Origin of the sequence: Olivibacter jilunii, assembly GCF_900607235.1 — a bacterium.
GTDB lineage: Bacteria > Bacteroidota > Bacteroidia > Sphingobacteriales > Sphingobacteriaceae > Olivibacter > Olivibacter oleidegradans.
In genome coordinates, this window is the sequence record NZ_LR027851.1 from 428,513 (window position 1) to 451,799 (window position 23,287).

The following is a 23,287-nucleotide window of genomic DNA, read 5'->3' on the forward strand; positions in this document are numbered from 1 at the left end:
GTAAGTTCTTGATCTAAATCAATCGAATTTCTTAACCTATGTTATTTCGGGCAGCGAGCTGCTTGCCTAATTTTACCTCATAAAACAAATCAAAAAATTATTAGAGATAAAATGGCAAGGATTCTAAATATTATTTCTAGCCCAAGGGGCGAGCAATCGAACAGTATCAAGTTAGCGAATGCGGTAATCGACCGCCTTAGAGAAAAGGAGCCTGCATCTTTTGTAAAAGTGAAAGATTTAACGCGTAACCCGTTCCCTCATCTGGAAGAAGTGCATCTCAATGCTTTTTTTACACCAGCTGAGAAACACACAGATGAGAATAGGGCAGCTATACAACATTCCAATCAGGCGATTCAGGAAATAATGGATGCGGATATTTTGGTAATTGGTGCTCCAATGTACAACTTTGGTATTTCATCTACCTTGAAAGCATGGATTGATCATATTACACGCGCAGGAATTACCTTTAAATATACGCCTGAGGGCCCGGTAGGTCTGATAACGGGAAAGAAAGCCTACGTAGCGGTAACAACAGGCGGCATTTATAGCTCCGGCGACTATAAACCCTTTGATTTCGTGACACCGTATCTTAAAATGGCTCTGGGATTTATAGGCATTACCGATGTTACGTTTATTCGGGGCGAAGGTTTTGCCGTATCGGCGGTTCAAGAAACTGCATTGGATACGGCCATCGATAGTATCGTAGTGTAAAGTAGTAACTGTGATATAATTAGAAAGATAGGCGTCGATCCTCGCGTGTTTGCAGTGGTCGACGTCTACAAGTCTCGGAAAATTACCTGAAATAAAGACAAATTTGGTCAGGGAATATCCGTATTGGAAACATTGCCTAAATATTCCTTAAAAAAATCATTTTTGTAGACTTCCCCTAAAGGTATTTCATTGTCCGTTAGATAAATGGTATGATGGTCGAATGATTCAACATATTTCTTGTTAACCACATACGATTTACTTACACGGACGAATATCGCAGAAGGAATTTTCTGATGGATGGCCTTTAAGTTCATCGCTGTTATCAATTTCTGGCTTTTGGTATAAATCACGACATAGTCTTTGAGTCCTTCGATAAATCGGATATCTTCGAAGTTTACCCGATAAAATCGACGATCAGATTTGACGATCAAGTACTGCTCCGTATTCGCTTCAATGGTGTTCTTTTCCGTAGCATGTGAAAGCAGCGTTTTATATATTTCGGCTTTATGTATTGCTTTTTCCAAGCGGGATTTATCAACGGGTTTTAAAAGGTAATCAATGGCGTCAAGCTCATAGCTTTTTAAGGCATATTGCGGATAGGCGGTTGTAAAAATGGTGAGTACCTGGTTGGGGATTTGTGCAGCAAACTCCAGGCCGGTTACCATAGGCATCTGAATATCGAGAAAGATAAGATCTACTTCATTGGTGCTTATAAAATCGAGCGCTGCCGGCGCATTGGAGAATTTGCCCAGCATGTCAAGGTCAGAGACATCTTTAATCAGCGCGTGCATTTCATCTCTCGCCAATGGTTCGTCGTCTACGATAATACAATTCATATCGGTAAGATTAAGTGAACATGGTATTCGTTTACTTTAGAAGTGGTATTTAATGTATAACTATCGCCGTATAATAAATGGAGCCGTCTCTTAACATTTGCCAGCCCAAGTCCGCTGTTCTTTTTATCTGAAGCGACATAATTGGGATCTATTGAATTAACACAATCAAAATAAAGTTTATGATTATTTACGTTTATGTCAATACGAATATAAGATTCCCCTTGCTTTATATCAATGCTATGTTTGATGGCATTTTCGACGAAAGTGGTGAAAATATTGGCGGGTAAAAAAATAGCATTTAAGTTATGCATGGTCGACTGATCATTGACCTCAACCTGAAAGTTATCCCGGCGGATCTTCTCTAATTCGAGGAAGTTGGTTAGGAAATCAATCTCGGATCGGAGTGGTGTTTTTTCTACATTATTTTCATAAAGTTGATAACGAAGAAACTCAGATAATTTCATGATAACGAGCGTCGCTTTTTCAGGGTTACTGCGAACCAGCGCTTTAATCCCATTCAGCATGTTAAAAAGAAAATGCGGATTGATCTGATTTCGTAACTCGTTTAGTTCCATGGTGAGGGTGAGGTTTTTAAGATCAGACATCCGCTCATTATCGCGTATCCAACGTTGAAATAACTTGATCATCGTGGTAACCAATATGACTGGTGTTAATATGAGTGTAGTTTCATAGAATCCTTTAGCAGGGTTGCCCTTTTGATAGTTTACAGAAACGTTTTGTGGGTCGAGTGTGTTTTCCAGTAAAAACTTCATCATAAAGAGGCATATCATTACCAGTAGGAGTAAAGACACTATATATAGTACATATTTACCTTTGAAGAAAAATTTAGGGATCAAAATATTCATATTCACATAGAACATGAATATTAAATGAGCAAAAACACAAAACCGACGATAATAACGATAAAGCCCCGTGTATTCTGATAAGGGATTTGTAAAGGAGATCATAACAAAGAGGCCTAAAAAGAGAAAAATATGTCGAAACGCTCGATAACGCTCGTCTACAATTAGTCGGATAATCGCTGTATTCTTTATTTCTAATGATTCCTGCTGCTGCATTGGGGAAGATCAAATTCTTAGCAAAGATAATTCGATAAGCAGTATGTACACTAGTTTTTATACTAACCTTGTTATTTATTATACCAAATCTACCATAGAAAGGCTTTAGTATAATATGTAAGGGCTTTGGTCTAAAAACCCAAAAAAGTCAGAAGCTTATGCTTTTCTTTGGACTGTTAATCCCACATCGGATTATATGGAAAGTAAAAATGACCCCGAAATATCGTTACTTGATTATTGCCGAGTAGTACCGGTTTATCCTGTAATGTCTGCCATAGCATCAACATTAAAAAATCTCGATTAAATGGATAATTTAAAGAAAACCAGCTTCCTTCTGTTTAACTTATTGGCACTATGTTCAGCAAAATGTTTTTCGCAACAGAAAGACAGCCTGTATAGGGCAACATCCGATAGTTTAAACATACGAAAAAAAGCCGTGGCCTATGTAGCCGACAAATTTGCCTTTACCCGTCCATTGAATATCGAGTTCATTCAGACGGCACCTTACAAATTTACTTCCGAGAAAGGCCCCAATGCGATTCCGGAGAGTAAGGTTAATCACATTAGACAGGCCGACATTAGCGCTAATTTTAATTTTATAAAAAGAAAGACCTGGCTTTTGGGCGCAACAGCCGGCTATCGCTACACCTCACTAAACACAGATTTGTCATTACCCACCAGTGCAATTAAAACGGTAGATGAAGATTATCATTACCTCTTTTCAGCCTTTACCCTTACCTATTTCTCTAAGCTATTTAACAAACGGACCATCTATACCTCTAGCATTTCCGGTGATGGCAGTGACCGACATTTCGAAAGGGTTAAAGGGCTGTTGACCGCCACGATGGTGTTGAAAGCCAATCAACGCACCAGGTTAATGGTTGGAATGTTGGTTAACATCGATCCCAGCGCACAAACACCATTTATACCAACCTTTTCTTATGAGCATAAATTCAATAATGGACTTATAGCCGACATTGTACTGCCACGAAATATTTACCTTCGAAAATATGTCTTTAACAATGGGCGTCTGTCTTTGGGAACCGAATTAGATAGAACTTCTTTTTATGTTTACGATCTTGACGGCACTTCACAGCGATATGAATACAGGCAATTGGATATTAATTCGGGATTGGTGTATGAACATCTTTTAGCAAAATATTTTGTGCTCACGGCTAAGACGGGAATGAAATTGACAACATCAGGCCGATTATTCCGGAAAGAAGATTCTTTTGGCGACCCGGTATTCCAAACAAGTCCTGATCCAACATTCTACGTTAATTTGGGGGTATCCTTTAATCCGTTTTCGTTTTTGGTAAGAAAGAATAAGACACATTAAAGCAAGCAAGTAACATGATCAAAGTTTTTAGAACCGATGTCGCGCATCTCCAGGAGGCTGAACGTATCATTCGTCTTCTTTCTCGAATCTACCCAGGCTCGAAAATCAATTTTGATCTAGAAGACGAAGATAACATCTTGCGTATTGAAGGCGCTTTTTTTACTACACAAGATATCGTACGCTGCGTTGGAAAAAGCGGTTATACCTGCGTCGAACTGCCCATTGTTTGGAGTTAATCCTGAAGAACTCCCTGCTTTCCTGACAGCATTTTATAGTCGGGTAGATCCACTGGCAATTCGTTACAAACCGTTATTCCAAGTCCTGTTAACAATGGACAAAAAGCAGGCGGTTTTTTATCACTGCACTGGCGGCCGCGATCGTACGGGAATTGCAACAGCCTTAATATTGAACATATTGCAAGTTCCTCAACATTGAAAGCGGGTTAATCTGCGTTTTAGTATTTGCCTTCCTTCTTTAAAATATCATTTTAAATAAACAAAATGGCTAGTCTATGGTTCCATAATGAATACTATTTGATGAAAAATACGGCAAATGGAGCGCAGCAATTCTCATATCCATGAAGAAATAGGTTCTGTTCTTGAACTGAATTACGTATATACTGTATTGACTCCTATTGTCTTCCCTTACCGTAAAATGTATTGCTGTTACTATGGTATTTCGGATACAATATTCGGGTTTGGTAGCACCATTGAGGAATCTATACACAGTTGGCATCTTGAACTCTGTGTCCGGATGTCTGATCTAAATGAGGACGATATACTGGGACAGGAAATAAAGTCGAAACTGCTAGGTGAGATGTGGTGACCGGTAACCATTGTATATAAATATCGACTTTTTCTCGATTAATAGCATGGAAAGATTCTCAGTTTACAGCGAATCGTGTCTTCTCATCTTCGCTGACGCAAGGGTCCGGCCCGAAGCCTTCCTTTATAAACTTACGTTGAAGATCACATTTACTGTTTACGGCATTGCATTTTAGTTAAGATCAACGGCAAACGTATTAAACTAATATTTGTTGTAGTATAAGTTTTGAAAAAGTAGGATATTGCATATAAAAGAAACCTATTGTATTTTTGTTTGTTAGCCTATTTTTATTAATGTATTAGTTGCTAGTCTAAAAAATTAACTAAAAATTATTTTTGCTTGGTAATTTGGTATATTGTCGCCATTTGGATATCATGGGGAAAAAGAGCATTAAACTTTCAGACGGGACTACTTATCTTGAACTTTTAGAATACGTACACCTCGATGGAAAAGTGAACGTTTTGGTGCGGATAAGTAGACGTAGCGACGACTCCATAACAAGTCTTGATTTTGAGCTACCCTTTCAAGAGGTACATTTGTTGCATCGATATTTTGACGATTTCATGCGCGATCACAAGCAGCTGATCGAGGACTACACAAAGAAACAAGCGAATAAAATACGAAAGCTGAAAGATTTATACCATGATTGCGAAGCAATCGGTTCATTCAGTATTGAGGAAGTAACCGAACTGCAAAAATTGGACATTCCCTTTCTCTCTTTGTTGGCGCTTGAATTGAAAATGCCCGTTGACGAATTGAACACGTTCCTTAGATCGCATCGACTGCCCTTTTTACTATTGAAGCGCATTTTGGAACGAAATTATCTCGGCAATTCTTCGTAATCCTAGATTTATGAAGGAGTGATTTTTGGTATCAAAATCAAGAGCTTTTTATAGAAAAGCGAACAAAAATCCTTCTTTGTTGTTCAAGACTTTAGAAACCGTAATTTCTGTCGTTCTACCATGAAAAAAGTAAAAATCTCAATTATCAGGGAGGGATCCGCCCTGTTGAAAAATGGACTCGCAATCAGTGAAAACCAAACATGTAGTTTCCAATATTATCAAAGTGTAGATGATTTTATCGAAAATTATCGCGTTCCCCCAAAAATTTTATTCCTATTTCAAACGAAGACAAAGCGCGTGGACGAAACTACATTGACGAAAGTCAAACACAATATCGGTGTTGCGGGAAAACTTGTTTTGGTGGATGAGTTGGCTTGTTATACTCATTTCTCCAACTTCCGGACTTACCTAAATGGTTATGTCTCCAGGAGTTTTTTTTATGATTACTACCTGACTATAATTAAGTTGCTGTTAGCAGGCGAGTATGTGCTTTCACCTGAAACTTCCTTTGAGATCGCCGAAAATGTTGTTCGCTTATCAGGTCTTGCACTCAACGGAAAAATACCTTTGATCAGTGAGCAAGAAAAAATGGTTTTGCATTATGTCGTTGAAGGATATACCAATGCGGAAATTGGAAGCGAGCTGAAAATACCTGCTCGTAGGGTAGGAGTCTGTATTGATAGGTTATGCAAGAAGGCCATGGTATCGGATCGGCCGGCTTTAATTCGTTGGGTAACCTTGCATGCCTATGAGCTGTTCAATTGGACATTGGTTGATAAGCAGCGATGTATAGGAGTTAGTTCCGCTTAATAAGGGGCGCTGTTTATTCATCAATATAAGCTTCCCAATTGTTTTTTATATTATTTTTTAATAGGCTTCCAGTTTTACGAAAAAACCGGCGTCGGTTTTGATAGATAATTCACCAAAGACGACCTTGACAATGATGACAGATCCGAAGACGAATAGTGCTCAGTTATTTTCTAGCCCACTTATTTCCGACGCAAACGTGTTAAATCAGCAATTGGTAAACGTTAATAAGCAATTACGAGATAGTGAAACACGTTTTGCCGCATTTGTGAAAGCCACTTCCGATGTCATTTATCGGATGAACGCAGATTGGACCATTATGCTCGAACTTCAGGGCCGTGAATTTCTCGAAGATACAGGGGAACCCATTCAACATTGGATGGATAAGTACATCCATTCCGAAGATAAGGAACAGATCTTGCATGTCATCCAAGAAGCACTACGCACTAAGAGCATTTTTCAACTGGAACACCAAGTGAAACGGCTTGACGGTAAAATGGGTTGGGCATCTTCTCGTGCTATTCCAATTGTGGACCGAGACGGCAATATAATTGAATGGTTTGGAACCACCAGTGACATTACGCAACGGAAGCAAGCGGAAGAAGCCTTATGTCGATCGAAAGACGAACTGGAACAACAGAAAAGGCTTTATGAGGCAGTAACGGCAAGTACACCGGATCTTGTCTACGTGTTTGATTTACAATACAAATTCACCTATGCTAACAAGGCCTTACTTATAATGTGGGGCAAAAACACCTTGGAAGAGGCAAAGGGTAAGGGGCTTCGTGAATTGGGCTATGAAGAATGGCATGCCGAAATGCACGAGCGGGAGATTGACGAAGTGGTTGCAACGAAACGATTGATAAGAGGCGAAGTTGCTTTCCCTCATGCTACACTTGGTAGACGCATTTATGATTACATCTTTTCGCCGGTATTTGACGCAAACAATGAAATTGTTGCGGTGGCAGGTACAACCCGTGATATTACCGAGATGAGGCAACTTTCGGAACAAAAGGACGAATTCTTGGCTATGGCCTCACACGAATTAAAAACACCGGTGACGGTAATTAAGGCCTATACCCAAATCTTTCATCGTTCTGCGCAAGAAGCGAATGACAAGCAAGCAGCAGCCCTTGCCATAAAAATGGAGGCGCAGATTGATAAGTTAACATCGCGAATAGCGGAACTACTTGATGTGTCGAGAATACAAGGTGGAAAGCTACACTTGCAAGAGAAACATTTCGACTTCAATGGATTGATTGATGGTGTGGTGGAGGAAATACAACGAACTACGCATCGGCATCAGATCATTAGGCGTTTAACAACATCAAGAACGGTGTTTGGTGATCAAGATCGGATTGGGCAGGTTGTCATCAATTTGTTAACTAATGCGATTAAGTATTCCCCTCAGTCAGATGTTATCTATGTGTACACCAAGCTGGTTAATGAGAATCAACGCGATCTTATCGTATTCTCTGTGGAAGATTTTGGCATTGGCATTCCTGAAGCTGACCAAGAAAGGATATTCGAGCGATTTTATCGCGTAACCGGTGGAAATCAGAATACGTATCCAGGCTTAGGACTGGGGCTTTATATTTGTTCGGAAATCATCAAATGGCACGGAGGAACCATTTGGTTGGAAAACAAAAAAGAGGGGGGCTCTATTTTTTCATTTTCATTACTTCTAAAGAAATAAAGGGAACATAATCAGCTAAACGTTGTTAAAAGTTAAAGCTTGGCATAAAGATGAGAAAGAAAAAGGTAATGATCATAGATAATGATCCAGGTATCCTTGATTCTGTCAAATTATTGCTTGAGGTGTGTAATTATGACGTTGAAGCAACTGACGACTTGAGCATAGTAACAGACTCACGGCATGAGCTTCCGGATATTTTATTATTGGATATTTGGATGTCGGGTGTGAACGGAAAAGACGTTTGTAAACAGCTCAAAAGCCGAGACCTAACACGTCAACTACCCATTATTATGTTTTCCGCAAACAGAGACATCGCGAAAATCGCCCAAGAAGCGGGAGCCGATGATTATATAGCCAAGCCTTTTGAACTAAACGATATGCTTGAAAAAATAGAGCGATATACTTAATGGTGCCGCACGCCATTGAGAAGAAAACGAGTATGTCTTAGCTCGGTATAAGATAATTTGTTCTCGTTTATTCACTATAATTTGTAAATAATTTCTCAATATTTCTCGCTTTTTCTCAAACTAATTGTTGGTATAATTGTTCTTCGTTACCAAGTATAAAGAATAATTATGGTAAGCGTAGGTATAATAGAACCGGATGAACAGATGAGAGCTACAATTCGGACGCTCTTATTGAACCAAAGAAGTCAGGAATTCAACATCCTTTTCGAGCTGGAGCGCGCCAATAACCTGCTCCATCAAAAGGCGCTGTCACCACAACTGATCTTAGTTGAACTTAAAGGATATTCGACAAGAGTGATTAAACAGATAAGAATTCAGTTTCCAAAAACAAATATAATCATATTAAGCGAAATCGCTAATATCGCGACTGTACTGGAGGCCCTTCGCGCGGGCGCCGTTAGCTATTTGTTAAAGTCTACTTGCTTAAATAATATAGCATCAGCGTTAATTGCAACTCATAAAGGTGGGTCTGTTATTAGCCCTTTTATTTCCCGCGAAATGGTGGAAAGGATACATGATGCAAAACGACGAGAGGATCTACTTTCCGCGCGCGAATTGCAGATTGCTAACGGGCTTGCCGATGGGTTGAGTTATAAGCTAGTAGCCGATCGCTACAATTTGGCAGTTGACACGGTACGGGTTTATATTAAACGGATTTATCGCAAGTTAAACATAAACAGTAAGGGGGAATTGATCGCACAATTAAAATATTAAGAATCATCACATCGTTATGTGACATCTGCTTTTTCTAGGTCCGCCTTGTAAATAGAATATTTGTTTTTGGGATTTATGTACGTCTGTCATGCTTGTGAAAGCTCTTATAGCCATATTGATCCTTTTTTTCTCTATAGTTTGGTGCATCGGTTATGTATATGCGCAAGACTTAACGGTTCGCTGTGTTTTCGAGAGAGATACCTTAATTATAAAGCCAGGTAGTACATTTAGTAATAAACTTGTAGTAAAAAACCATACTATTGATGAGGTCTTCTTAACAATTGAATCGACCGGGAAATCTTCCAATAAGGCGCTGATCGCTTTACCTGACACAATTAGACTCGATCCGGGAGAGGAAAAGCGGTTCCCCGTAAAATACATAGCGGATAAACAGACTATCGTTGAAAATTTACAACGCTTTGAGGTTCGGTTAAATGCCTTAGATCAGGAAATGGAGGCGCTGCCTAATGCCTCCTTCTATACTCAATTAGCGGATACACGCACCTTAACACTCCAAACAGAACAACCGGTTTACTTCTTGCAACCAAGTACAAACCAAACGCAGCTGATGCTGAATTGTGTAAACAATGGCTTAATTCCCATTTCCTTTCGTTTGGTTTTAAGCGAAGTTCCTGAAGGATTGGAGTTTATGGGCGAGCAGATGAGTCTTACATTGCCGGCAGGTGCGCGCCAATTGATTCCGTTCATTGCTCGAAACAAAACGAATAGCCGCCAGGCAGCTGATTTTTCCGTCACTATTCAAGCAGTAGACGCTAGTGGTCAGCAATTAGCCGTGCATCGCGTACGCATTCAACACGTGAATAGTGTAAGCTCGTTTTTCAGTAATGCGCCTTTCGCACAAACACCTAATAATACGGCCGCTTTTCGATATCTCAGTTTAAATCAGTATAATGAAATTTACCAAATGCAGGCGAATGGCCAGCTTACTATGACGAATAAACACGAACTTGACTATCGTTTAAATCTGGATTATTATCAGCAGTTGGGCGGTGTTAATCTCTATGATACCTATTTGTCTTATGAAAATCAAAATTGGGGGCTGAAGTTAGGTAACATTTATGAGAACTTAGATTACGCGCTAAGCGGACGTGGTGCCCGGGCCAGTTATCGCATCAATGAGGTGGACCGCGTAAGTGTATATGCTCTTCAGAATAATTATATGCTGGCTTCTCAAATATTCAATGATTTGCCGAACGAAAATATATTAGCCGCGGATTATAGTTTTTTGAAAAACGGGCAAGAGGGGCGATTGACTTACTTGCATAGCCACCAATCATTTAATGCGTTGAACAGTCATCAGGTCAGTGTTGCAGTTCCTCTGAAGCTAGGTGCGCAACATGATTTGAAAATAGAAGCAGGTTATAGCCAGGAAACTTTTACGGACATTGCAAGCACTCGGCGAGCAGTAGCTGGGGGAATCGATTACTCAATCACACATAAAGAGTATCAATTCAGTACCAATAACTATTACAGCAGTCCTTATTTTACAGGGCTTCGACGTGGAATTTTGCAAAGCGATAGTCGAATTATAAAATCAACAGAGGATGGCGGAACATACTCCCTACGTATTAGCTTGCTGAATAATCGACCTTCCTATCAAGGTCGAAGATACGGATATGGTTATCTCCCTTTTCAAAATAGTATCTATTCCTACGAAATAGGTTATGGTAAAAATTTGGGAAGATTTCGGCTGGAAATGAAGCCTTACCTCATGCAACAAAGCTTACGGAATGGTACCTACTCATCGGAGGGCGAAGCCCCGTCGCGATGGCGATCTTCGGCGGGGCGAATGCTATTGAATGTGAGTTATGCAGCTCCCATACATAGTTTTTATCTGCACGTTGATCATGGCTATGTTTATGAAAGCACGATGCCGATGGCTCCAAGCTCTTACCATTCTTTGCGGATTAACGGAAGCTATACCAATCCTTTGTTCGGTATTAGCACTTATATCCAAATAAATCCCTATTACCTCAGCGATCTGTTTGCAAACGTAAATGATGCAGCTTACCGCTTATATTCAATAGGCCCCAATACTAATTTTACAGCGTTTAAAAATAAGTTGCAGGTACAATTGGCAGCGATGTATAATTATTATGGCTTTACAGATACGCGTAATTATTCTGTAAATGGAACGGCAAGGTGGAATCTGAAGGGAAATTGGGCAGTTACAGGCGATATGTTCTATACATTGGTGACCATGCAAACAACACTGCCTGCGGAGGTAGGTCTGAATTATGTTCGTTCTTCATTTGATACGCGACAGATACGGATCGGTATTGAAAAACAGTTTGCTGCCATGCAGACATCCAACGGCAAGAGAATCCGCCTCATCTATTATCAGGATCTTAACAACAATGGCAATCGAGACGAAGGAGAATCGTACATTTCGGGTCTCATGGTTAAAATAAATGATCAAACCGCTGTGACCGATAAATCCGGTCAGGCGGAATTTCAGCATATGCCAGTAGGAAACTATACCGTCGACTTGCTGAGTACAAAGGGCTGGACGAGTACGCAACCAATATCCTTGGTCCTAAACAAGAATATATCCATGGAAATTCCGCTGACACAAACCAAGTTATTGCAAGGCGAAATGCAAGTTATGGGTAAAAACTATCAGCTAACGGCTCCACTACTGTCGGGTATTCGCTTGATTGCCGTCGATTCGCAAGGAAGGGTCTATAGAACGTTAACTGATCAGAATGGGAGATACACTTTTTATTTAGCTCCTGATATTTATGAGGTTTCCGTTGAAACGGATGAAATGCCATTTACTATAGAAAATAAAATAGAGAAGATCGATATGAAGGCAGCACCGGATAAATACGTTTTAGATTTTAAATATTATGACCAACGCCGTAAAGTAGACGTTAAAAAATTCTAGTACCTAAAGTGTAGTAAAACTGTAAATAACGGTAGCACTATAAGTGCCTGGTGCTTTACCGAGCAATTGCGACATTGCTGTGTTCGGAATACTATAACGGATATCCAACGTTCGATCGATCGTGGGATTAGCATTATTTATAAGTTGTTGTGGTGTAGTGGAAAGAGTAACTGTATTAACTCCTGTTTGCCCGGCAGCGGCGCCTATACGCAAAATATTTACAGGTATTTGGCCACCGGCTCCCGAAAAGTTAGCGGTTGATGAACGCACGTAGAGACTATAGGGAGTTGTTTTACTAATACGTAAATGTTGCGTCATATCTCTTGTTATGCCTTGCTGGTAATCCGTCACATCATCAAAAACAAAGTTAACACTTGGCTGCAAAGCAATCAACTCCGCTAAATCACTGACGACGACTTGTAAAGTGCTGCTTCGCTGCACCTGTAATGAGCCTGTAGGATAAGCGCTGGCCAATTTACTCCAAGTATAAGTAATGGGCACTGAATAGGTTCCCGCTTGTACAAAACCTGTCTTCAGATTGTTTCCCGTAATGGAAAAGGCTGCAGTTAATGCTTGATTATTGTTCGTAGGCACGGCTATACCCGAAGCAGCCGTTAATGCTTGTGAAGTGGTGGATAACATGATCGGCGTAGCATTGGTGATATTGGATAGCGTTGAATTGACAAGCCCAACCGAAGTGCTAGGTGTTTGATTATAAGAACTATTCGTGTTGAAAGAAAACTGCGTGTTACTTGCTTGCAAGCTCAGAAGATAGGGCACCGTAGTTGATACAGAGATATTGCCGGCAGCGCTGATACCGGCGCTGTTTCTGAAAAAACTCAAATTGTTTACTGGCAAGCTTAGCGATGGTAGCGTAGCCTGGGGAGCAATAAATCCAGGTACGTTTATATCTAAATTCGGCGTAGTAGGTGTTATCTGATTGGGGGATAGCAGTCCTGTTCTGAAGTTAATAGGTGCACGATAAATGCCCGATATCCAAGTGTGGCTGCCCGTTGATATACGATAGTCGGCGACAACGGCGCCTGACGAAATACTGGCCAATGCTGCGTATAATAAAGCGTAGGAAGTACTCAGGGTGACTTCTGCTGTGACACCTATTAAGGAAAGAGAGCCAATACTTCGCAACCGTATATGCGCGATATTCAGTGGCACAGTAGAGGTCCCTCCAACCGTATTGGTAAAATTGGGACTATTGGCTTTCACCTCAATATTCGGCACCAACCCAATTAAGCTCGAATACGTTCCACTTGCCAAGGTAGCTGTATAATTTGAACGTGCTGTAATATTGGCTTGGGGCAAATTAATGACGATTTGTCCGTAGGCTGGAGCTGAAAGCAGGAGCCATCCCAATAGTAGCTTGTTAATAATCAATTTCTTTTTCTGCAACACGCAAATCATAATTATCTCCCGCGTCTAGGATGGCAACTCCTAAGTGTTTTCCCTTTAATGAAATTGGTAAATCGACGTAAATCCATTGTTGTGCATGGGGAAGCATGGCGATAGCGGTGGTTTTGACGGGAATTTCTGCGCCGGTTTGCACGTTTGTCAACTCGAAACGTACATGCGCATCTTTATTGATTTCTCCCGTGTTCTTAACCTTCAGTGCAACGCGACGAACACTGTCTGTTTCTAATTTTATGATACCCTGGTCTTCAAAAGCGACAAAGTCCAACTCGCCAGGTGTTAGTCCCGGTGGCACGTGATAGATCTGCACGCCGACTTCTAAAAGCACATTTACGCCTAGTTGCTTCTTTTCTTTTGAAAGCTTGGTCTGCTCTTTCATTTGCGTAAAAAAAAGCATACTGTTGGTCAGGCCGCGTGCGCCTGCATCCTTTGGTACGGTCATTGACACGACTATGCGTTTCGTTTCGTTCGGGTTAAGGTTAATGGTAGATTCCGAAAGTCTGATCCAGCGACTATTGGAATGTTCCACATCACCTGGGGCGTCGTAAACCTTTCGACCGATCGAATCGCGATGCCAATCTTTTAATGCCGTAATAAAATTGAACGATATTGACGAGTTGTTGGTAAGAGTAATCACTTCTTGGACCGTCTCGCCGGGAAACCCCTTAAAAAAAATCCGAGACGGTGATATCGATATTCCTTGAGCGAAACAGTTCCAAGTGCATAACAAATAAAAAATCACTGAGAGCAAAGAAGTGCGAATTCTCCATCGCCTGATCAATTCCAAGTAACACCTGTCATATATCATGCATCGATCAAATTTGCGTTGCTGTATAAATCACCGTAGTAGAATATACTTCGGGCACTTTATCAATTAAAGAAGTAGCATCGGGTATGGTGTAATTGATATTATAAGTTGTGCCGATTGTAGCTGGGCCATCAGTAACTAAAGTTCCTGCGGTGGATGATAATGGGACTATCGCAGGCGTTCCGCCACCGGTAGTGGAAGGGTCAACACTTACTTGGACAACACTCAGTGGAATGGGCGAAGCGTTCTCAGGTATTACCGTAAACTCTTCCGTTGCTTGTACAGTGACTTCGTAATCCTGATTACTTACCACCGTGAAATGTCCCACTTTCGGTTCAACCTGTGGTGTGGTGTAGTCTTCAGGTGTACTGTATACGAAAGTTACGTTTGGATCTGCACCTAAATCAATGGATATAACCGGAGCGGTTAGGTCGATCGAAACGGTTACATTACCTGTTTGATCTGTTTGTGCTTGAGCCAGCTGGAATTGTGCTATTAATGCTAACAGCAATATTCCCGAAAATAAAAATAGCTTTTTCATAATTACTTGAATAGTTTAATTTCCATATCCATAGAGAGAACACAAAAATTATACTTATTCTGTTTCGAGTCCAATCATTCATGTCACATATAGATGTTACGAAGTGATAGATCGAGGGGTTATAGTTGCCGAATGCTTATTGATGTAGTTCGGGTAACCATTCTATTGGTTATTTACTAGTCACAGTCTTCCGGAATAGTTGAGGCATCTTAATAGGTGTTTTCCTTTATGTAAAATACATATTCTGCTAACATTAATTTAGTAGATTTGTTTAATTGCCAAACAAGCGACTTATGTGGTATCGGTTTGTCTTTCTGTTACTTATATGTGCCTGTAGCAATGATAGTCGATCTATTAAGGTAAAAGGATCGGATACGGAGGTGAACTTGGCGGTAACCCTTGCAGAACGTTTCTATAAAGTGAACCCCGCTTTTAGCGTAGCAATATCCGGTGGAGGCTCCGGTTTGGGAATCGCCTCTTTACTGAATGGGCAAGCAGATATCGCTAATTCTTCACGACGTTTAAACGCAGAAGAAGATAGTTTATTCAAGGTTAAAAAGATAAAGCTACACACGATTGTCTTTGCAGAAGATGCTACCGCTTTTATCGTACATAAGGATTTTCCCTTAGACACAATCGATATTTCTAGCTTGGCGAAGGTTTTAAGTGGCCAATATCGAACATGGAAGGCCGTAACCGGATGGAATATGCCCGTTAATATTTACGGACGGCAAAGCAATTCCGGAACGCATGCCTTTGTTCAAGAAAGGCTTGGTATTCGATTCAGTAGGGATGCGAAGGAGATGAACGGAAATGCGCAGATCATGGAGAGCATTAAGGCAGATCGCTCGGGTATTGGCTATGTGGGGGCAGGATACATTTCCCACGGCACAAAGGAACCAGCGGTAAAAGTTCTTTATATACGCGACCCGAAAAAGGCGACCGCTGTTTCTCCCTTAGACGAAAAAGCAATCATGGAAAAACGTTATGCCTTTCAGCGTCCCTTATATCAATTTATTCCGAGTACTTCTTGGGAGAAAGTTAAGACTTTTATCGATTTTGAGCGGAGCGAAGAAGGAAAGTCAATTATAAAGGCTTCCGGCTACTATATCACCCGATAAATCCCCTGGCTATGCAATTAAGTGCTAAAGAAAAAATCGATCTCCTCGCTAAATGGCTTTTTCGGGCAACCGGTATGCTCATTATCGCCATTCTTGGTGGAATTTTTTTTATGCTGTTATGGAATACTGTCGCCTTCTTGATTGAGGTTAAGCCGCTGGACTTTATAACCGGTACCCAGTGGAATCCGGGAGGTACTCCCGCCACTTATGGCATCCTTCCCTTATTAGTCAGTACTTGTTTAGTCACCTTTGGTGCCATGTTGATAGCAATCCCAATAGGAATTGGTACGGCAGCCTTTCTTTCCGAATATGCCAATAGAAGGCTGCGGAATATTCTTAAACCGGCTATTGAAATGCTGGCAGCCGTTCCCTCTGTAGCTATTGGCTTTTTAGGAATTGTTATTTTAAGCCCACAACTAGGAGAATTATCGAATCAACCGAACGGTTTGAATGCACTCAATGGTGCCATTCTTTTAGCGATTATGGCACTACCTACCATTATAACGGTTACAGAAGATGCCTTACATAGCTTGCCGCAGTCTTATAAGGAAGCTAGTTTCGGCTTGGGCGCAAATCGTTGGCAAACGCTGTGTAAAATCACCATTCCGAGTAGTGCACCCGGGATATTGGCTGCCGTCATGTTAGGCGTTGGCCGTGCTTTAGGTGAAACAATGACCGTACTAATGGCAACCGGTAATGCGGCTGCCTTTCCGAAAGGATTTTTCCACTCCGTACGCACCATTACTGCAACAATTGCCATTGAGATGGGAGAGGTGCCTTATCAAACAACGCATTACTATAGTTTATTTGCCATCGCTACGGTTCTCTTCCTGTTTACTTTAGTCGTTAACCTAGTAGGTGAATATTACGTTAACAAGTTTAAGAAATATCAAGCTCCTTAGCCATGAATAGATTAACATCAATTATTGAATGGGGGACTTTGCTTCTTTGTACAGGCTTAGTCTGCATTTTTCTTTTGATCATTATCGGTGATATCATCGGAAAAGGAGCACCCGTGCTAACTTGGGACTTTGTTAGTACACTGCCTACAGATGGTATGACCAATGGGGGAATTTTGCCGGCAATAATAGGTACGGTAATGCTGACCTTAATTACTGCAGTGGTGGCTGCGCCCTTTGGCATAGGCTGTGCTATTTACCTCAATGAGTATGCTCCTAACACTTGGTTTACGCGTCTTATTCGCGCTTCTATACGTAATTTGGCCGGAGTGCCTTCCATTATTTACGGTCTCTTTGGCCTGGCGCTGTTTGTACAGGGATTAAACATGGGGACATCGCTCTTGTCGGCAGGCTTTACTTTAGGTCTGTTGTCGCTGCCTTATATCATTACCACTACAGAAGAAGCGTTGCGTCGAATTCCGGCAAGCACGCGTGAAGGCGCTTTGGGGGTAGGTGCTACACAATTTGAATCCATTCGTGACATGGTACTACCGTCCGCGTTACCGGGTATCCTTACGGGTATGGTATTAGCTTTATCGAGAGCGGCCGGAGAAACCGCACCGATCCTTTTTACCGGCGTTGCTTTTTATATCAACAACCCCACCGGTTATCTCAACCAAGAGTTTATGGCCTTGCCATACCATTTGTATATGTTATCAACACAGCACCAAGCCATTGAGGAGGTGAGACCCTTGGCTTATGGAACGGCGCTGATTTTGATTATGGTGGTTTTTATATTGAACAGCATCGCCTTTTATATACGTTATAAACACAGTAAAAATGAAGGATAGTCAGACGAAGCTTGCGGCCTCAGGAATAAATCTTTGGTTCGGATCTAAGCAGGTACTTAAGAACATCCATGTCCGTTTTGAAAAAAATAAAGTAACGGCACTCATTGGACCTTCGGGTTGTGGAAAAAGCACCTTGTTACGTTGCTTTAACAGGATGCACGACTTGACCTCCGACGCTCGTATAGAAGGAGATTTTTTGTTGGATGGTAAAAATATTTATGATGCTGATTTTCCCGTTACACAGGTTAGAAGACGTATTGGAATGGTCTTTCAAAAACCGAATCCCTTTCCAAAAAGCATTTATGAAAATATAAACTATGGTTTGAAAATTAATCAAGTGCCGAAAGAACAACGGTCAAGAATCGTTGAAAATGCGCTGAAAGAAAGTTTTATTTGGGAAGAAGTAAAAGATGATTTGCTAAGACCGGCCACCCGCTTGTCGGGTGGCCAACAGCAGCGTCTTTGTATTGCCCGGGCCGTAGCACTCCGACCGGAAGTGATTTTGATGGATGAGCCTTGTTCCGCGCTTGATCCGATAAGCACTTCGAAGATAGAAGAGCTTATTGTTAAATTGAAGGAAAATTATACCATTGTCATTGTTACCCATAACATGCAGCAAGCACAGCGTATTGCCGACAAAACAGTATTTATGTACCTAGGCGAAATAATTGAGGAGAATAATACCATGTCGCTCTTTAATAATCCGCAACATGAACTGACTGCGAATTATGTGGGTGGCAAATTCGGATAACCTAACGGATTTAGACCGCTCCCTATACAATATGTAGATTTAAAACCGGTAGATCCATATAAAGACCATCATCCTTACTATTATTATTCTTGCGGTATTAGAACCTCCTTGGACTTTGTTGAATGAATATATTATTTTAAACCTTGTGATGTTCCGTTTGTTCTTGAAATAGGTGTATCTTCGGAAAATAAAATCGTTGTAAAATACGGAGCCTTGTATACTTAATTTTAACGCTTGATTGCATGCATAAGAAAATAGCATTTTTGACGGATACCCATTTGGGGGAACAGTTTACCTTGGATCAGGGTGTTGACGGTGTAAGAAATCTGGAAGCCGTTTTGAACGACGTCCGTTCGAAGGGAATAACGGAAGTGATTTGCGGAGGGGACATAGGAGATCCAAAGGTGAACGCGCAGTTCATTAAATTATTTGATGTGCCACAGATTCGTTTCCGATTGATTCTAGGCAATCACGATAAATTTCATGAGGTGATAAAGCATTTTCATGTCGATGCTCAATTTGTTGACAATGAGTTGTTTTATAGTGAAAAGGTAGGTCAATTCAAGTATGTTTTTATGGATTCTTCGTCCGGTAGCATTAGTCGCGGTCAACAAGAATGGTTAAAGACGCAGTTAGTAGATGAACAGCAGGTTGTTATCTTTATTCATCATCCGCTCCTTAAAGTAAACACACCTGTCGACGACGAATATCCATTAAGTGATCGGGAAACAATAGTTGATTTACTAACGCAATCTGCATCCAAAATATGTATATGTTGCGGACACTATCACATGGCCGATTCACAGGTTTACAGAAATATTAATCAATATGTTTCACCTGCGGTATCTTATCAGTTCGTTAAAAACGCCAGCCAAATTGAAATTGACAATAAGCGATTAGGGTACAGTATCATTGAAATAAATGATGACGATATTGCAATACACCCGGTATTCTTACGATAAACCCAACCCCCTTTATACTTTAGTGCGCAACATTAGCGGCTCTATAGAGTTCTTCATATTGTTGGGAATTGATTGGTTTCATTAGATAATCTTTTACGCAAGTAAGGGATAGACTTCGTACTCTGTCCTCGATAGCGGGGGATGAGCTTACGATATAAATAAGCGTATTTTCTGTAAGGCAGGTCTTCCTTAATTTATCAATTAGCTGCCAGCCATTCATAATCGGAAGATTAAGATCTACCAGTAGAAGCTTAGGCATAGATAAAGAAGTTAATTCAACCGACCGAAAATACGCATAAGCGTCTATCCCGTTGGTGAAACTTACCGTATCGATATCACCGGCGATTTTTTGAAATTGCTTTTTAGCCAATAGCTGAAATATGGGATCGTCGTCCACAATACATATCTTCATAACCAACCACTTGATTACAGTTAAACGTGAAAATATGTGAAATGTTTATGTGAAATTAATTTTTATCTCTTACGAAAAAAAATATAATGAACGCCGGACACACAAATGTATGCCTAATTTGTTTTTTTATCTTCTGATAGACAGTTTTTTATGTGTTGTCTATCAGAAGATGTAAGGTAAGATGTAGGATCGGATAATCCTGAAAAATAATAATCGGCTAAGGACATGGGAGGAAGGCTCAGCCACTCCATGGTGCGGGTGTCATTGAGATCGAACAGATCATTCATGCTTGATGCTGACACAAATAAATGATCATTCAAAATGATAATGGGAATTTCAGCAACGTTATCAGATGAAACAGATAAACCAAGTTGTGCGGCAAGTTCATAGATGCTCATTTATGATTCGTAAAATAGGATTGCAAATATAGGCATATATTGTTGCAAATGAAAAAAATATCACAACATTATTGAGATATAGTTGCATAAAAAGTGTATATTTTTGTTACCATGTTGCAGGGCTTAAAAGCATTATATATTGTCATCCGAAATGGGGAAGCGATTTGTTTTGAAACGAATCTTCGGGCCTTTGTACGAAAATTTGAAGAGATCGAAGGAGAATCGAGAAATTTTGACTTCTTTTATCGGAAATTTAAAAGAGAAAGGCTTTTTAAATTAACCTTGTCGGGAAAGGAATATACCTTTCAAAAATTGTTGTAGAATTGTATAGTCCACTATCGTAAGTGAGCATCTCATCGTTTAATTCTTTTTTCCAATTGTTGAAAATGATATTCATTACCTTCTATTATAAAAGAGAAGGATTGGATTTTACCTGCTAGAATCTGTTGTTCTTCCACCATCTTCCTAAATCTATCTACGTGCCCTTGGCTGCCAAGATAATTGCCGAAACGCTCCCATAAATCTTCTAAACGAGATGCATAAGCAATCACCTCATCTTGATGAATGATAACAAAGAGAAACATTGAAAATTTGGTCATGGTGAAACTATTGATTACACATACAAGTTCTTCATCGTGTATTTAATTCTTACTTTCCGTTGGTTGTTACATTTACATACAGATTCTTATACCTGCCTAAGTTTATGTAGAAATTAGGAATGATTTAAGACAATAGATGGCAAATTATACAAAGTCGCTATTGTAGGCAAAAACTTAATCTTTACACGACCTAAAGATAAATTAATTCGATTAGAAGCGCAAACAGATAAATGTCCGGTGGATCGATAAGAAGTAGTAGATGCTGCTACTTGTTTTTTAATTTTTGTCAATTGACAATTGGTTCACGATATTTGGTAGCTACCTTTATTGAATGAAAGAATTATTAGCGTATCTCGATCAATTTGGAAGACTTACGCACAAAGGGGAGCAGCTTCTAAAAGAGCTTGTAAAAGAAGTTTCGATCCATAAGGGCGCATATTTCGTTGAAGCAGGAAAAATCTGTTCGAGCCTCGGTTTTGTGCAAGAGGGGATCTTTCGGTCTTGTTATTACAACAAATTTGGAGATGATTTTACGAGGTATTTTGTCTATGAAGGTCGATTAATAGGCGATATAAATGGTTTTATTGATCGTATTGCCTCCACAGAATATATTGAAGCGATAACTGATGCACGTATTTATCTTTTGAACCGGGAAGATTTTGAGCTTTTAGATCACGAACTTCCAAATTGGTCAACCATTTTTGTAAAACTGAATGCAGCCGTGTTGGAGAACAAAATGAAAACAGCTAGCAATATGTTGGTGCAGGACGGACAAACGCGTTATTTGAACTTCCTCAATCATTATCCGGGACTGTCTAATCGTATTCCCCAATCAATGTTGGCTTCCTACCTTGGAATAACTCCCTCCTCGTTAAGTCGTATCCGAAGAAATATATTCTAAACGAAAGCATTCTTGTCAAATGACAATGGGAATTTAAAAATTAGCGATCAAATTTGGATCATAATTATTTAATTCGTCAAAAATGAAAGCAGATGTTGTTTTAGGTCTTCAGTGGGGAGACGAAGGTAAAGGTAAAATCGTTGATGTTCTGTGTGACCGGTATCAAGCGGTGGCCCGATATCACGGTGGATCAAATGCCGGACATACCCTGGAATTTAATGGACAGAAGGTGGTGCTTAGCGTTCTACCGTCCGGAATTTTTAACCGAAAAATTCGTAATGTAATTGGCAGCGGTGTTGTATTGGATGTGGCTGCACTACGGCGTGAGCTGAATGCACTCGAGTCCTTGGGGCACCGGGTCATCGATTGGCAGAATCTGCTTATTTCGAAAAAGGCACATTTGGTTTTGCCGACACATTGCCTCCTGGATCGCTTTGCAGAGGAGCGCTTAGGAGAACGGAAAATTGGATCCACTCAGAAAGGGATTGCTCCAGCCTATGCGGACAAAATTCTTCGCAAAGGTATTCGTGTTGGTGATCTCTTGCAACCCGACTTTGCGCTACGCTGTCGAAAATTGATGGAGGACCATGCTAAACAACTGCAGGTATTGTTTTCAGAAGAAATTGACCTGGAAACACTTTATCAAAAGTTTATGGAAAACATCAATATTTTACGCCAGTTCACCCTTATCGATACCGAACCCGTACTCCAGGAAATTTTAAATAGCGGAGGCCGGATATTAGCGGAAGGAGCTCAGGCGACTCTACTGGATTTAGATCATGGCTCTTACCCTTTCGTGACTTCCTCTAGTACGCTTTCCGGGGGTGCCTGTGTGGGCTTGGGAATCGCTCCGCAGCGAATAGGAGAGGTATACGGGGTCTTTAAAGCGTATTGCACTCGTGTTGGAAATGGGCCCTTTCCAACCGAAATAAAAAATGGAGACACCAAAAAATTAAGGGAATTAGGTAATGAATTCGGTGCTGTAACCAAAAGGCCGCGAAGAACGGGGTGGTTGGATCTCCCTGCCTTGAAATATGCGATTATGCTGAACGGTGTTACTAAATTGATCATTACCAAGGTGGATGTTCTCAGCGCTATGGAAACTGTTCAGGTCTGTACACATTATTTGGTAGATGGCAAACGAATGGATCTCGTGTCAACCTGGGTGGACAGTGATAAGGCGACACCTGTTTTTAAAGAATTTAAAAGTTGGGGCAATGTAAACGGGATCCGTGAAAAATCACAATTGCCGGTGACCTTAATAGACTATGTTACATTTTTGGAGAAAGAGCTCGGGATACCAATTGTCTATATCTCCGTTGGTCCGGATAGAACGCAGATGGTCGAAAGATAAAAGTACGATTTCTTCATTTTCGAATTTCGTATATTAGCCTC

27 protein-coding genes are annotated in these 23,287 nt (G+C 40.5%); 19 read left to right on the forward strand and 8 right to left on the reverse strand.

Going from position 1 to position 23,287, the window contains the following annotated elements; all coding sequences use genetic code 11:
* The first annotated feature begins 111 nt into the window (after positions 1–111).
* A complete protein-coding gene (locus E0E36_RS15720; RefSeq protein ID WP_130856742.1) occupies positions 112–711 on the forward strand; it encodes an FMN-dependent NADH-azoreductase in 600 nt (199 codons plus the stop codon).
* Between the two features lie 107 nt (positions 712–818).
* On the opposite strand, the gene E0E36_RS15725 is transcribed toward E0E36_RS15720, so the two are convergent.
* Both E0E36_RS15725 and E0E36_RS15730 read right to left on the reverse strand, forming a co-directional pair.
* The gene (locus E0E36_RS15725) at positions 819–1,547 is read right to left on the reverse strand and encodes a LytR/AlgR family response regulator transcription factor (protein WP_130856743.1); all 729 of its coding nucleotides are present in this window, start codon (positions 1,545–1,547) and stop codon (positions 819–821) included.
* The gene (locus tag E0E36_RS15730) at positions 1,544–2,626 is read right to left on the reverse strand and encodes a sensor histidine kinase (RefSeq protein ID WP_130856744.1); all 1,083 of its coding nucleotides are present in this window, start codon (positions 2,624–2,626) and stop codon (positions 1,544–1,546) included. Before E0E36_RS15730 ends, E0E36_RS15725 begins: the two co-directional genes overlap by 4 nt.
* A gap of 304 nt (positions 2,627–2,930) precedes the next feature.
* Here E0E36_RS15730 and E0E36_RS15735 point away from each other — a divergent pair, with 304 nt between their 5' ends.
* The 10 genes from E0E36_RS15735 to E0E36_RS15780 all read left to right on the forward strand — a co-directional run bounded on the left by E0E36_RS15735 (position 2,931) and on the right by E0E36_RS15780 (position 12,224).
* Entirely contained in the window at positions 2,931–3,965 is a 1,035-nt protein-coding gene (locus E0E36_RS15735) for a hypothetical protein (RefSeq protein ID WP_130856745.1), read from the forward strand.
* Between the two features lie 14 nt (positions 3,966–3,979).
* On the forward strand, positions 3,980–4,201 hold the full coding sequence (locus tag E0E36_RS15740) for a hypothetical protein (protein WP_130856746.1): 222 nt from the start codon (positions 3,980–3,982) through the stop codon (positions 4,199–4,201).
* Complete coding sequence (locus E0E36_RS28385) at positions 4,188–4,400, forward strand: tyrosine-protein phosphatase (protein ID WP_165447007.1); 213 nt, start codon at positions 4,188–4,190, stop codon at positions 4,398–4,400. The genes E0E36_RS15740 and E0E36_RS28385 overlap by 14 nt, the downstream gene beginning before the upstream one ends.
* A 117-nt stretch (positions 4,401–4,517) precedes the next feature.
* Complete coding sequence (locus E0E36_RS15750; protein ID WP_130856748.1) at positions 4,518–4,790, forward strand: hypothetical protein; 273 nt, start codon at positions 4,518–4,520, stop codon at positions 4,788–4,790.
* Between the two features lie 374 nt (positions 4,791–5,164).
* Positions 5,165–5,632: a hypothetical protein gene (locus E0E36_RS15755; RefSeq protein WP_130856749.1), complete on the forward strand. Its 468-nt coding sequence runs from the start codon at positions 5,165–5,167 to the stop codon at positions 5,630–5,632.
* Between the two features lie 120 nt (positions 5,633–5,752).
* Positions 5,753–6,442, forward strand: coding sequence for a LuxR C-terminal-related transcriptional regulator (locus E0E36_RS15760; protein WP_130856750.1), 690 nt, complete (start codon positions 5,753–5,755; stop codon positions 6,440–6,442).
* Between the two features lie 130 nt (positions 6,443–6,572).
* Positions 6,573–8,135, forward strand: coding sequence for a PAS domain-containing sensor histidine kinase (locus E0E36_RS15765; protein WP_130856751.1), 1,563 nt, complete (start codon positions 6,573–6,575; stop codon positions 8,133–8,135).
* Positions 8,136–8,185: 50 nt separating this feature from the next.
* Positions 8,186–8,542: a response regulator gene (locus E0E36_RS15770; protein ID WP_130856752.1), complete on the forward strand. Its 357-nt coding sequence runs from the start codon at positions 8,186–8,188 to the stop codon at positions 8,540–8,542.
* A 168-nt stretch (positions 8,543–8,710) separates the two neighbouring features.
* Positions 8,711–9,316: a LuxR C-terminal-related transcriptional regulator gene (locus E0E36_RS15775; protein ID WP_130856753.1), complete on the forward strand. Its 606-nt coding sequence runs from the start codon at positions 8,711–8,713 to the stop codon at positions 9,314–9,316.
* Between the two features lie 88 nt (positions 9,317–9,404).
* Positions 9,405–12,224, forward strand: a complete 2,820-nt coding sequence (locus tag E0E36_RS15780) for an SdrD B-like domain-containing protein (RefSeq protein ID WP_130856754.1) — start codon at positions 9,405–9,407, stop codon at positions 12,222–12,224.
* A gap of 3 nt (positions 12,225–12,227) precedes the next feature.
* Here the strand turns inward: E0E36_RS15780 and E0E36_RS15785 are convergent, their stop codons facing one another.
* The 3 genes from E0E36_RS15785 to E0E36_RS15795 all read right to left on the reverse strand — a co-directional run bounded on the left by E0E36_RS15785 (position 12,228) and on the right by E0E36_RS15795 (position 14,998).
* Entirely contained in the window at positions 12,228–13,631 is a 1,404-nt protein-coding gene (locus E0E36_RS15785; protein ID WP_130856755.1) for a hypothetical protein, read from the reverse strand.
* Positions 13,606–14,286: a hypothetical protein gene (locus E0E36_RS15790; protein WP_130856756.1), complete on the reverse strand. Its 681-nt coding sequence runs from the start codon at positions 14,284–14,286 to the stop codon at positions 13,606–13,608. Before E0E36_RS15790 ends, E0E36_RS15785 begins: the two co-directional genes overlap by 26 nt.
* A gap of 178 nt (positions 14,287–14,464) precedes the next feature.
* Entirely contained in the window at positions 14,465–14,998 is a 534-nt protein-coding gene (locus E0E36_RS15795; RefSeq protein ID WP_130856757.1) for a hypothetical protein, read from the reverse strand.
* 293 nt (positions 14,999–15,291) lie between these two features.
* Between E0E36_RS15795 and E0E36_RS15800 the strand changes: the two genes are divergently transcribed.
* The 5 genes from E0E36_RS15800 to E0E36_RS15820 all read left to right on the forward strand — a co-directional run bounded on the left by E0E36_RS15800 (position 15,292) and on the right by E0E36_RS15820 (position 19,582).
* Entirely contained in the window at positions 15,292–16,119 is an 828-nt protein-coding gene (locus E0E36_RS15800; protein ID WP_013667951.1) for a substrate-binding domain-containing protein, read from the forward strand.
* Positions 16,120–16,130: 11 nt separating this feature from the next.
* Entirely contained in the window at positions 16,131–17,021 is an 891-nt protein-coding gene (gene pstC, locus E0E36_RS15805; protein WP_013667950.1) for a phosphate ABC transporter permease subunit PstC, read from the forward strand.
* A 2-nt stretch (positions 17,022–17,023) separates the two neighbouring features.
* Entirely contained in the window at positions 17,024–17,869 is an 846-nt protein-coding gene (gene pstA, locus E0E36_RS15810) for a phosphate ABC transporter permease PstA (RefSeq protein ID WP_013667949.1), read from the forward strand.
* On the forward strand, positions 17,859–18,620 hold the full coding sequence (gene pstB / locus E0E36_RS15815) for a phosphate ABC transporter ATP-binding protein PstB (protein WP_130856758.1): 762 nt from the start codon (positions 17,859–17,861) through the stop codon (positions 18,618–18,620). The genes pstA and pstB overlap by 11 nt, the downstream gene beginning before the upstream one ends.
* Positions 18,621–18,862: 242 nt before the next feature.
* Positions 18,863–19,582 (forward strand): metallophosphoesterase family protein, encoded by a 720-nt coding sequence (locus tag E0E36_RS15820; protein ID WP_130856759.1) that lies wholly within the window; start codon positions 18,863–18,865, stop codon positions 19,580–19,582.
* A 19-nt stretch (positions 19,583–19,601) separates the two neighbouring features.
* Here E0E36_RS15820 and E0E36_RS15825 read toward each other — a convergent pair whose 3' ends face one another.
* Together E0E36_RS15825 and E0E36_RS15830 are read right to left on the reverse strand one after the other, a co-directional pair.
* On the reverse strand, positions 19,602–19,994 hold the full coding sequence (locus E0E36_RS15825; RefSeq protein ID WP_130856760.1) for a response regulator: 393 nt from the start codon (positions 19,992–19,994) through the stop codon (positions 19,602–19,604).
* 113 nt (positions 19,995–20,107) lie between these two features.
* Positions 20,108–20,392, reverse strand: a complete 285-nt coding sequence (locus E0E36_RS15830) for a hypothetical protein (protein WP_130856761.1) — start codon at positions 20,390–20,392, stop codon at positions 20,108–20,110.
* Between the two features lie 93 nt (positions 20,393–20,485).
* Between E0E36_RS15830 and E0E36_RS15835 the strand changes: the two genes are divergently transcribed.
* On the forward strand, positions 20,486–20,713 hold the full coding sequence (locus E0E36_RS15835) for a hypothetical protein (protein ID WP_013667944.1): 228 nt from the start codon (positions 20,486–20,488) through the stop codon (positions 20,711–20,713).
* A 32-nt stretch (positions 20,714–20,745) separates the two neighbouring features.
* Here the strand turns inward: E0E36_RS15835 and E0E36_RS15840 are convergent, their stop codons facing one another.
* Positions 20,746–20,991: a hypothetical protein gene (locus tag E0E36_RS15840; protein WP_130856762.1), complete on the reverse strand. Its 246-nt coding sequence runs from the start codon at positions 20,989–20,991 to the stop codon at positions 20,746–20,748.
* A gap of 331 nt (positions 20,992–21,322) precedes the next feature.
* Between E0E36_RS15840 and E0E36_RS15845 the strand changes: the two genes are divergently transcribed.
* Positions 21,323–21,892, forward strand: a complete 570-nt coding sequence (locus tag E0E36_RS15845; protein ID WP_130856763.1) for a Crp/Fnr family transcriptional regulator — start codon at positions 21,323–21,325, stop codon at positions 21,890–21,892.
* 82 nt (positions 21,893–21,974) lie between these two features.
* Positions 21,975–23,246 (forward strand): adenylosuccinate synthase, encoded by a 1,272-nt coding sequence (locus E0E36_RS15850; RefSeq protein WP_130856764.1) that lies wholly within the window; start codon positions 21,975–21,977, stop codon positions 23,244–23,246.
* Positions 23,247–23,287 lie beyond the last annotated feature (41 nt).

Bases quoted from the DNA above. Each gene is read 5' to 3' on its own strand.
- pstC (WP_013667950.1), top strand. From the start codon at position 16,131: ATGCAATTAAGTGCTAAAGAAAAAATCGATCTCCTCGCTAAATGGCTT.
- E0E36_RS15725 (WP_130856743.1), bottom strand. From the start codon at position 1,547: ATGAATTGTATTATCGTAGACGACGAACCATTGGCGAGAGATGAAATG.
- E0E36_RS15760 (WP_130856750.1), top strand. From the start codon at position 5,753: ATGAAAAAAGTAAAAATCTCAATTATCAGGGAGGGATCCGCCCTGTTG.
- pstB (WP_130856758.1), top strand. From the start codon at position 17,859: ATGAAGGATAGTCAGACGAAGCTTGCGGCCTCAGGAATAAATCTTTGG.
- E0E36_RS15740 (WP_130856746.1), top strand. From the start codon at position 3,980: ATGATCAAAGTTTTTAGAACCGATGTCGCGCATCTCCAGGAGGCTGAA.
- E0E36_RS15845 (WP_130856763.1), top strand. From the start codon at position 21,323: ATGAAAGAATTATTAGCGTATCTCGATCAATTTGGAAGACTTACGCAC.
- E0E36_RS15775 (WP_130856753.1), top strand. From the start codon at position 8,711: ATGGTAAGCGTAGGTATAATAGAACCGGATGAACAGATGAGAGCTACA.
- E0E36_RS15800 (WP_013667951.1), top strand. From the start codon at position 15,292: ATGTGGTATCGGTTTGTCTTTCTGTTACTTATATGTGCCTGTAGCAAT.
- E0E36_RS15755 (WP_130856749.1), top strand. From the start codon at position 5,165: ATGGGGAAAAAGAGCATTAAACTTTCAGACGGGACTACTTATCTTGAA.
- E0E36_RS15750 (WP_130856748.1), top strand. From the start codon at position 4,518: ATGGAGCGCAGCAATTCTCATATCCATGAAGAAATAGGTTCTGTTCTT.
- E0E36_RS15735 (WP_130856745.1), top strand. From the start codon at position 2,931: ATGGATAATTTAAAGAAAACCAGCTTCCTTCTGTTTAACTTATTGGCA.
- E0E36_RS15820 (WP_130856759.1), top strand. From the start codon at position 18,863: ATGCATAAGAAAATAGCATTTTTGACGGATACCCATTTGGGGGAACAG.
- E0E36_RS15795 (WP_130856757.1), bottom strand. From the start codon at position 14,998: ATGAAAAAGCTATTTTTATTTTCGGGAATATTGCTGTTAGCATTAATA.
- E0E36_RS15850 (WP_130856764.1), top strand. From the start codon at position 21,975: ATGAAAGCAGATGTTGTTTTAGGTCTTCAGTGGGGAGACGAAGGTAAA.
- E0E36_RS15730 (WP_130856744.1), bottom strand. From the start codon at position 2,626: ATGCAGCAGCAGGAATCATTAGAAATAAAGAATACAGCGATTATCCGA.
- pstA (WP_013667949.1), top strand. From the start codon at position 17,024: ATGAATAGATTAACATCAATTATTGAATGGGGGACTTTGCTTCTTTGT.
- E0E36_RS15765 (WP_130856751.1), top strand. From the start codon at position 6,573: ATGATGACAGATCCGAAGACGAATAGTGCTCAGTTATTTTCTAGCCCA.
- E0E36_RS15770 (WP_130856752.1), top strand. From the start codon at position 8,186: ATGAGAAAGAAAAAGGTAATGATCATAGATAATGATCCAGGTATCCTT.
- E0E36_RS15830 (WP_130856761.1), bottom strand. From the start codon at position 20,392: ATGAGCATCTATGAACTTGCCGCACAACTTGGTTTATCTGTTTCATCT.
- E0E36_RS15825 (WP_130856760.1), bottom strand. From the start codon at position 19,994: ATGAAGATATGTATTGTGGACGACGATCCCATATTTCAGCTATTGGCT.
- E0E36_RS15720 (WP_130856742.1), top strand. From the start codon at position 112: ATGGCAAGGATTCTAAATATTATTTCTAGCCCAAGGGGCGAGCAATCG.
- E0E36_RS15780 (WP_130856754.1), top strand. From the start codon at position 9,405: ATGCTTGTGAAAGCTCTTATAGCCATATTGATCCTTTTTTTCTCTATA.
- E0E36_RS15840 (WP_130856762.1), bottom strand. From the start codon at position 20,991: ATGACCAAATTTTCAATGTTTCTCTTTGTTATCATTCATCAAGATGAG.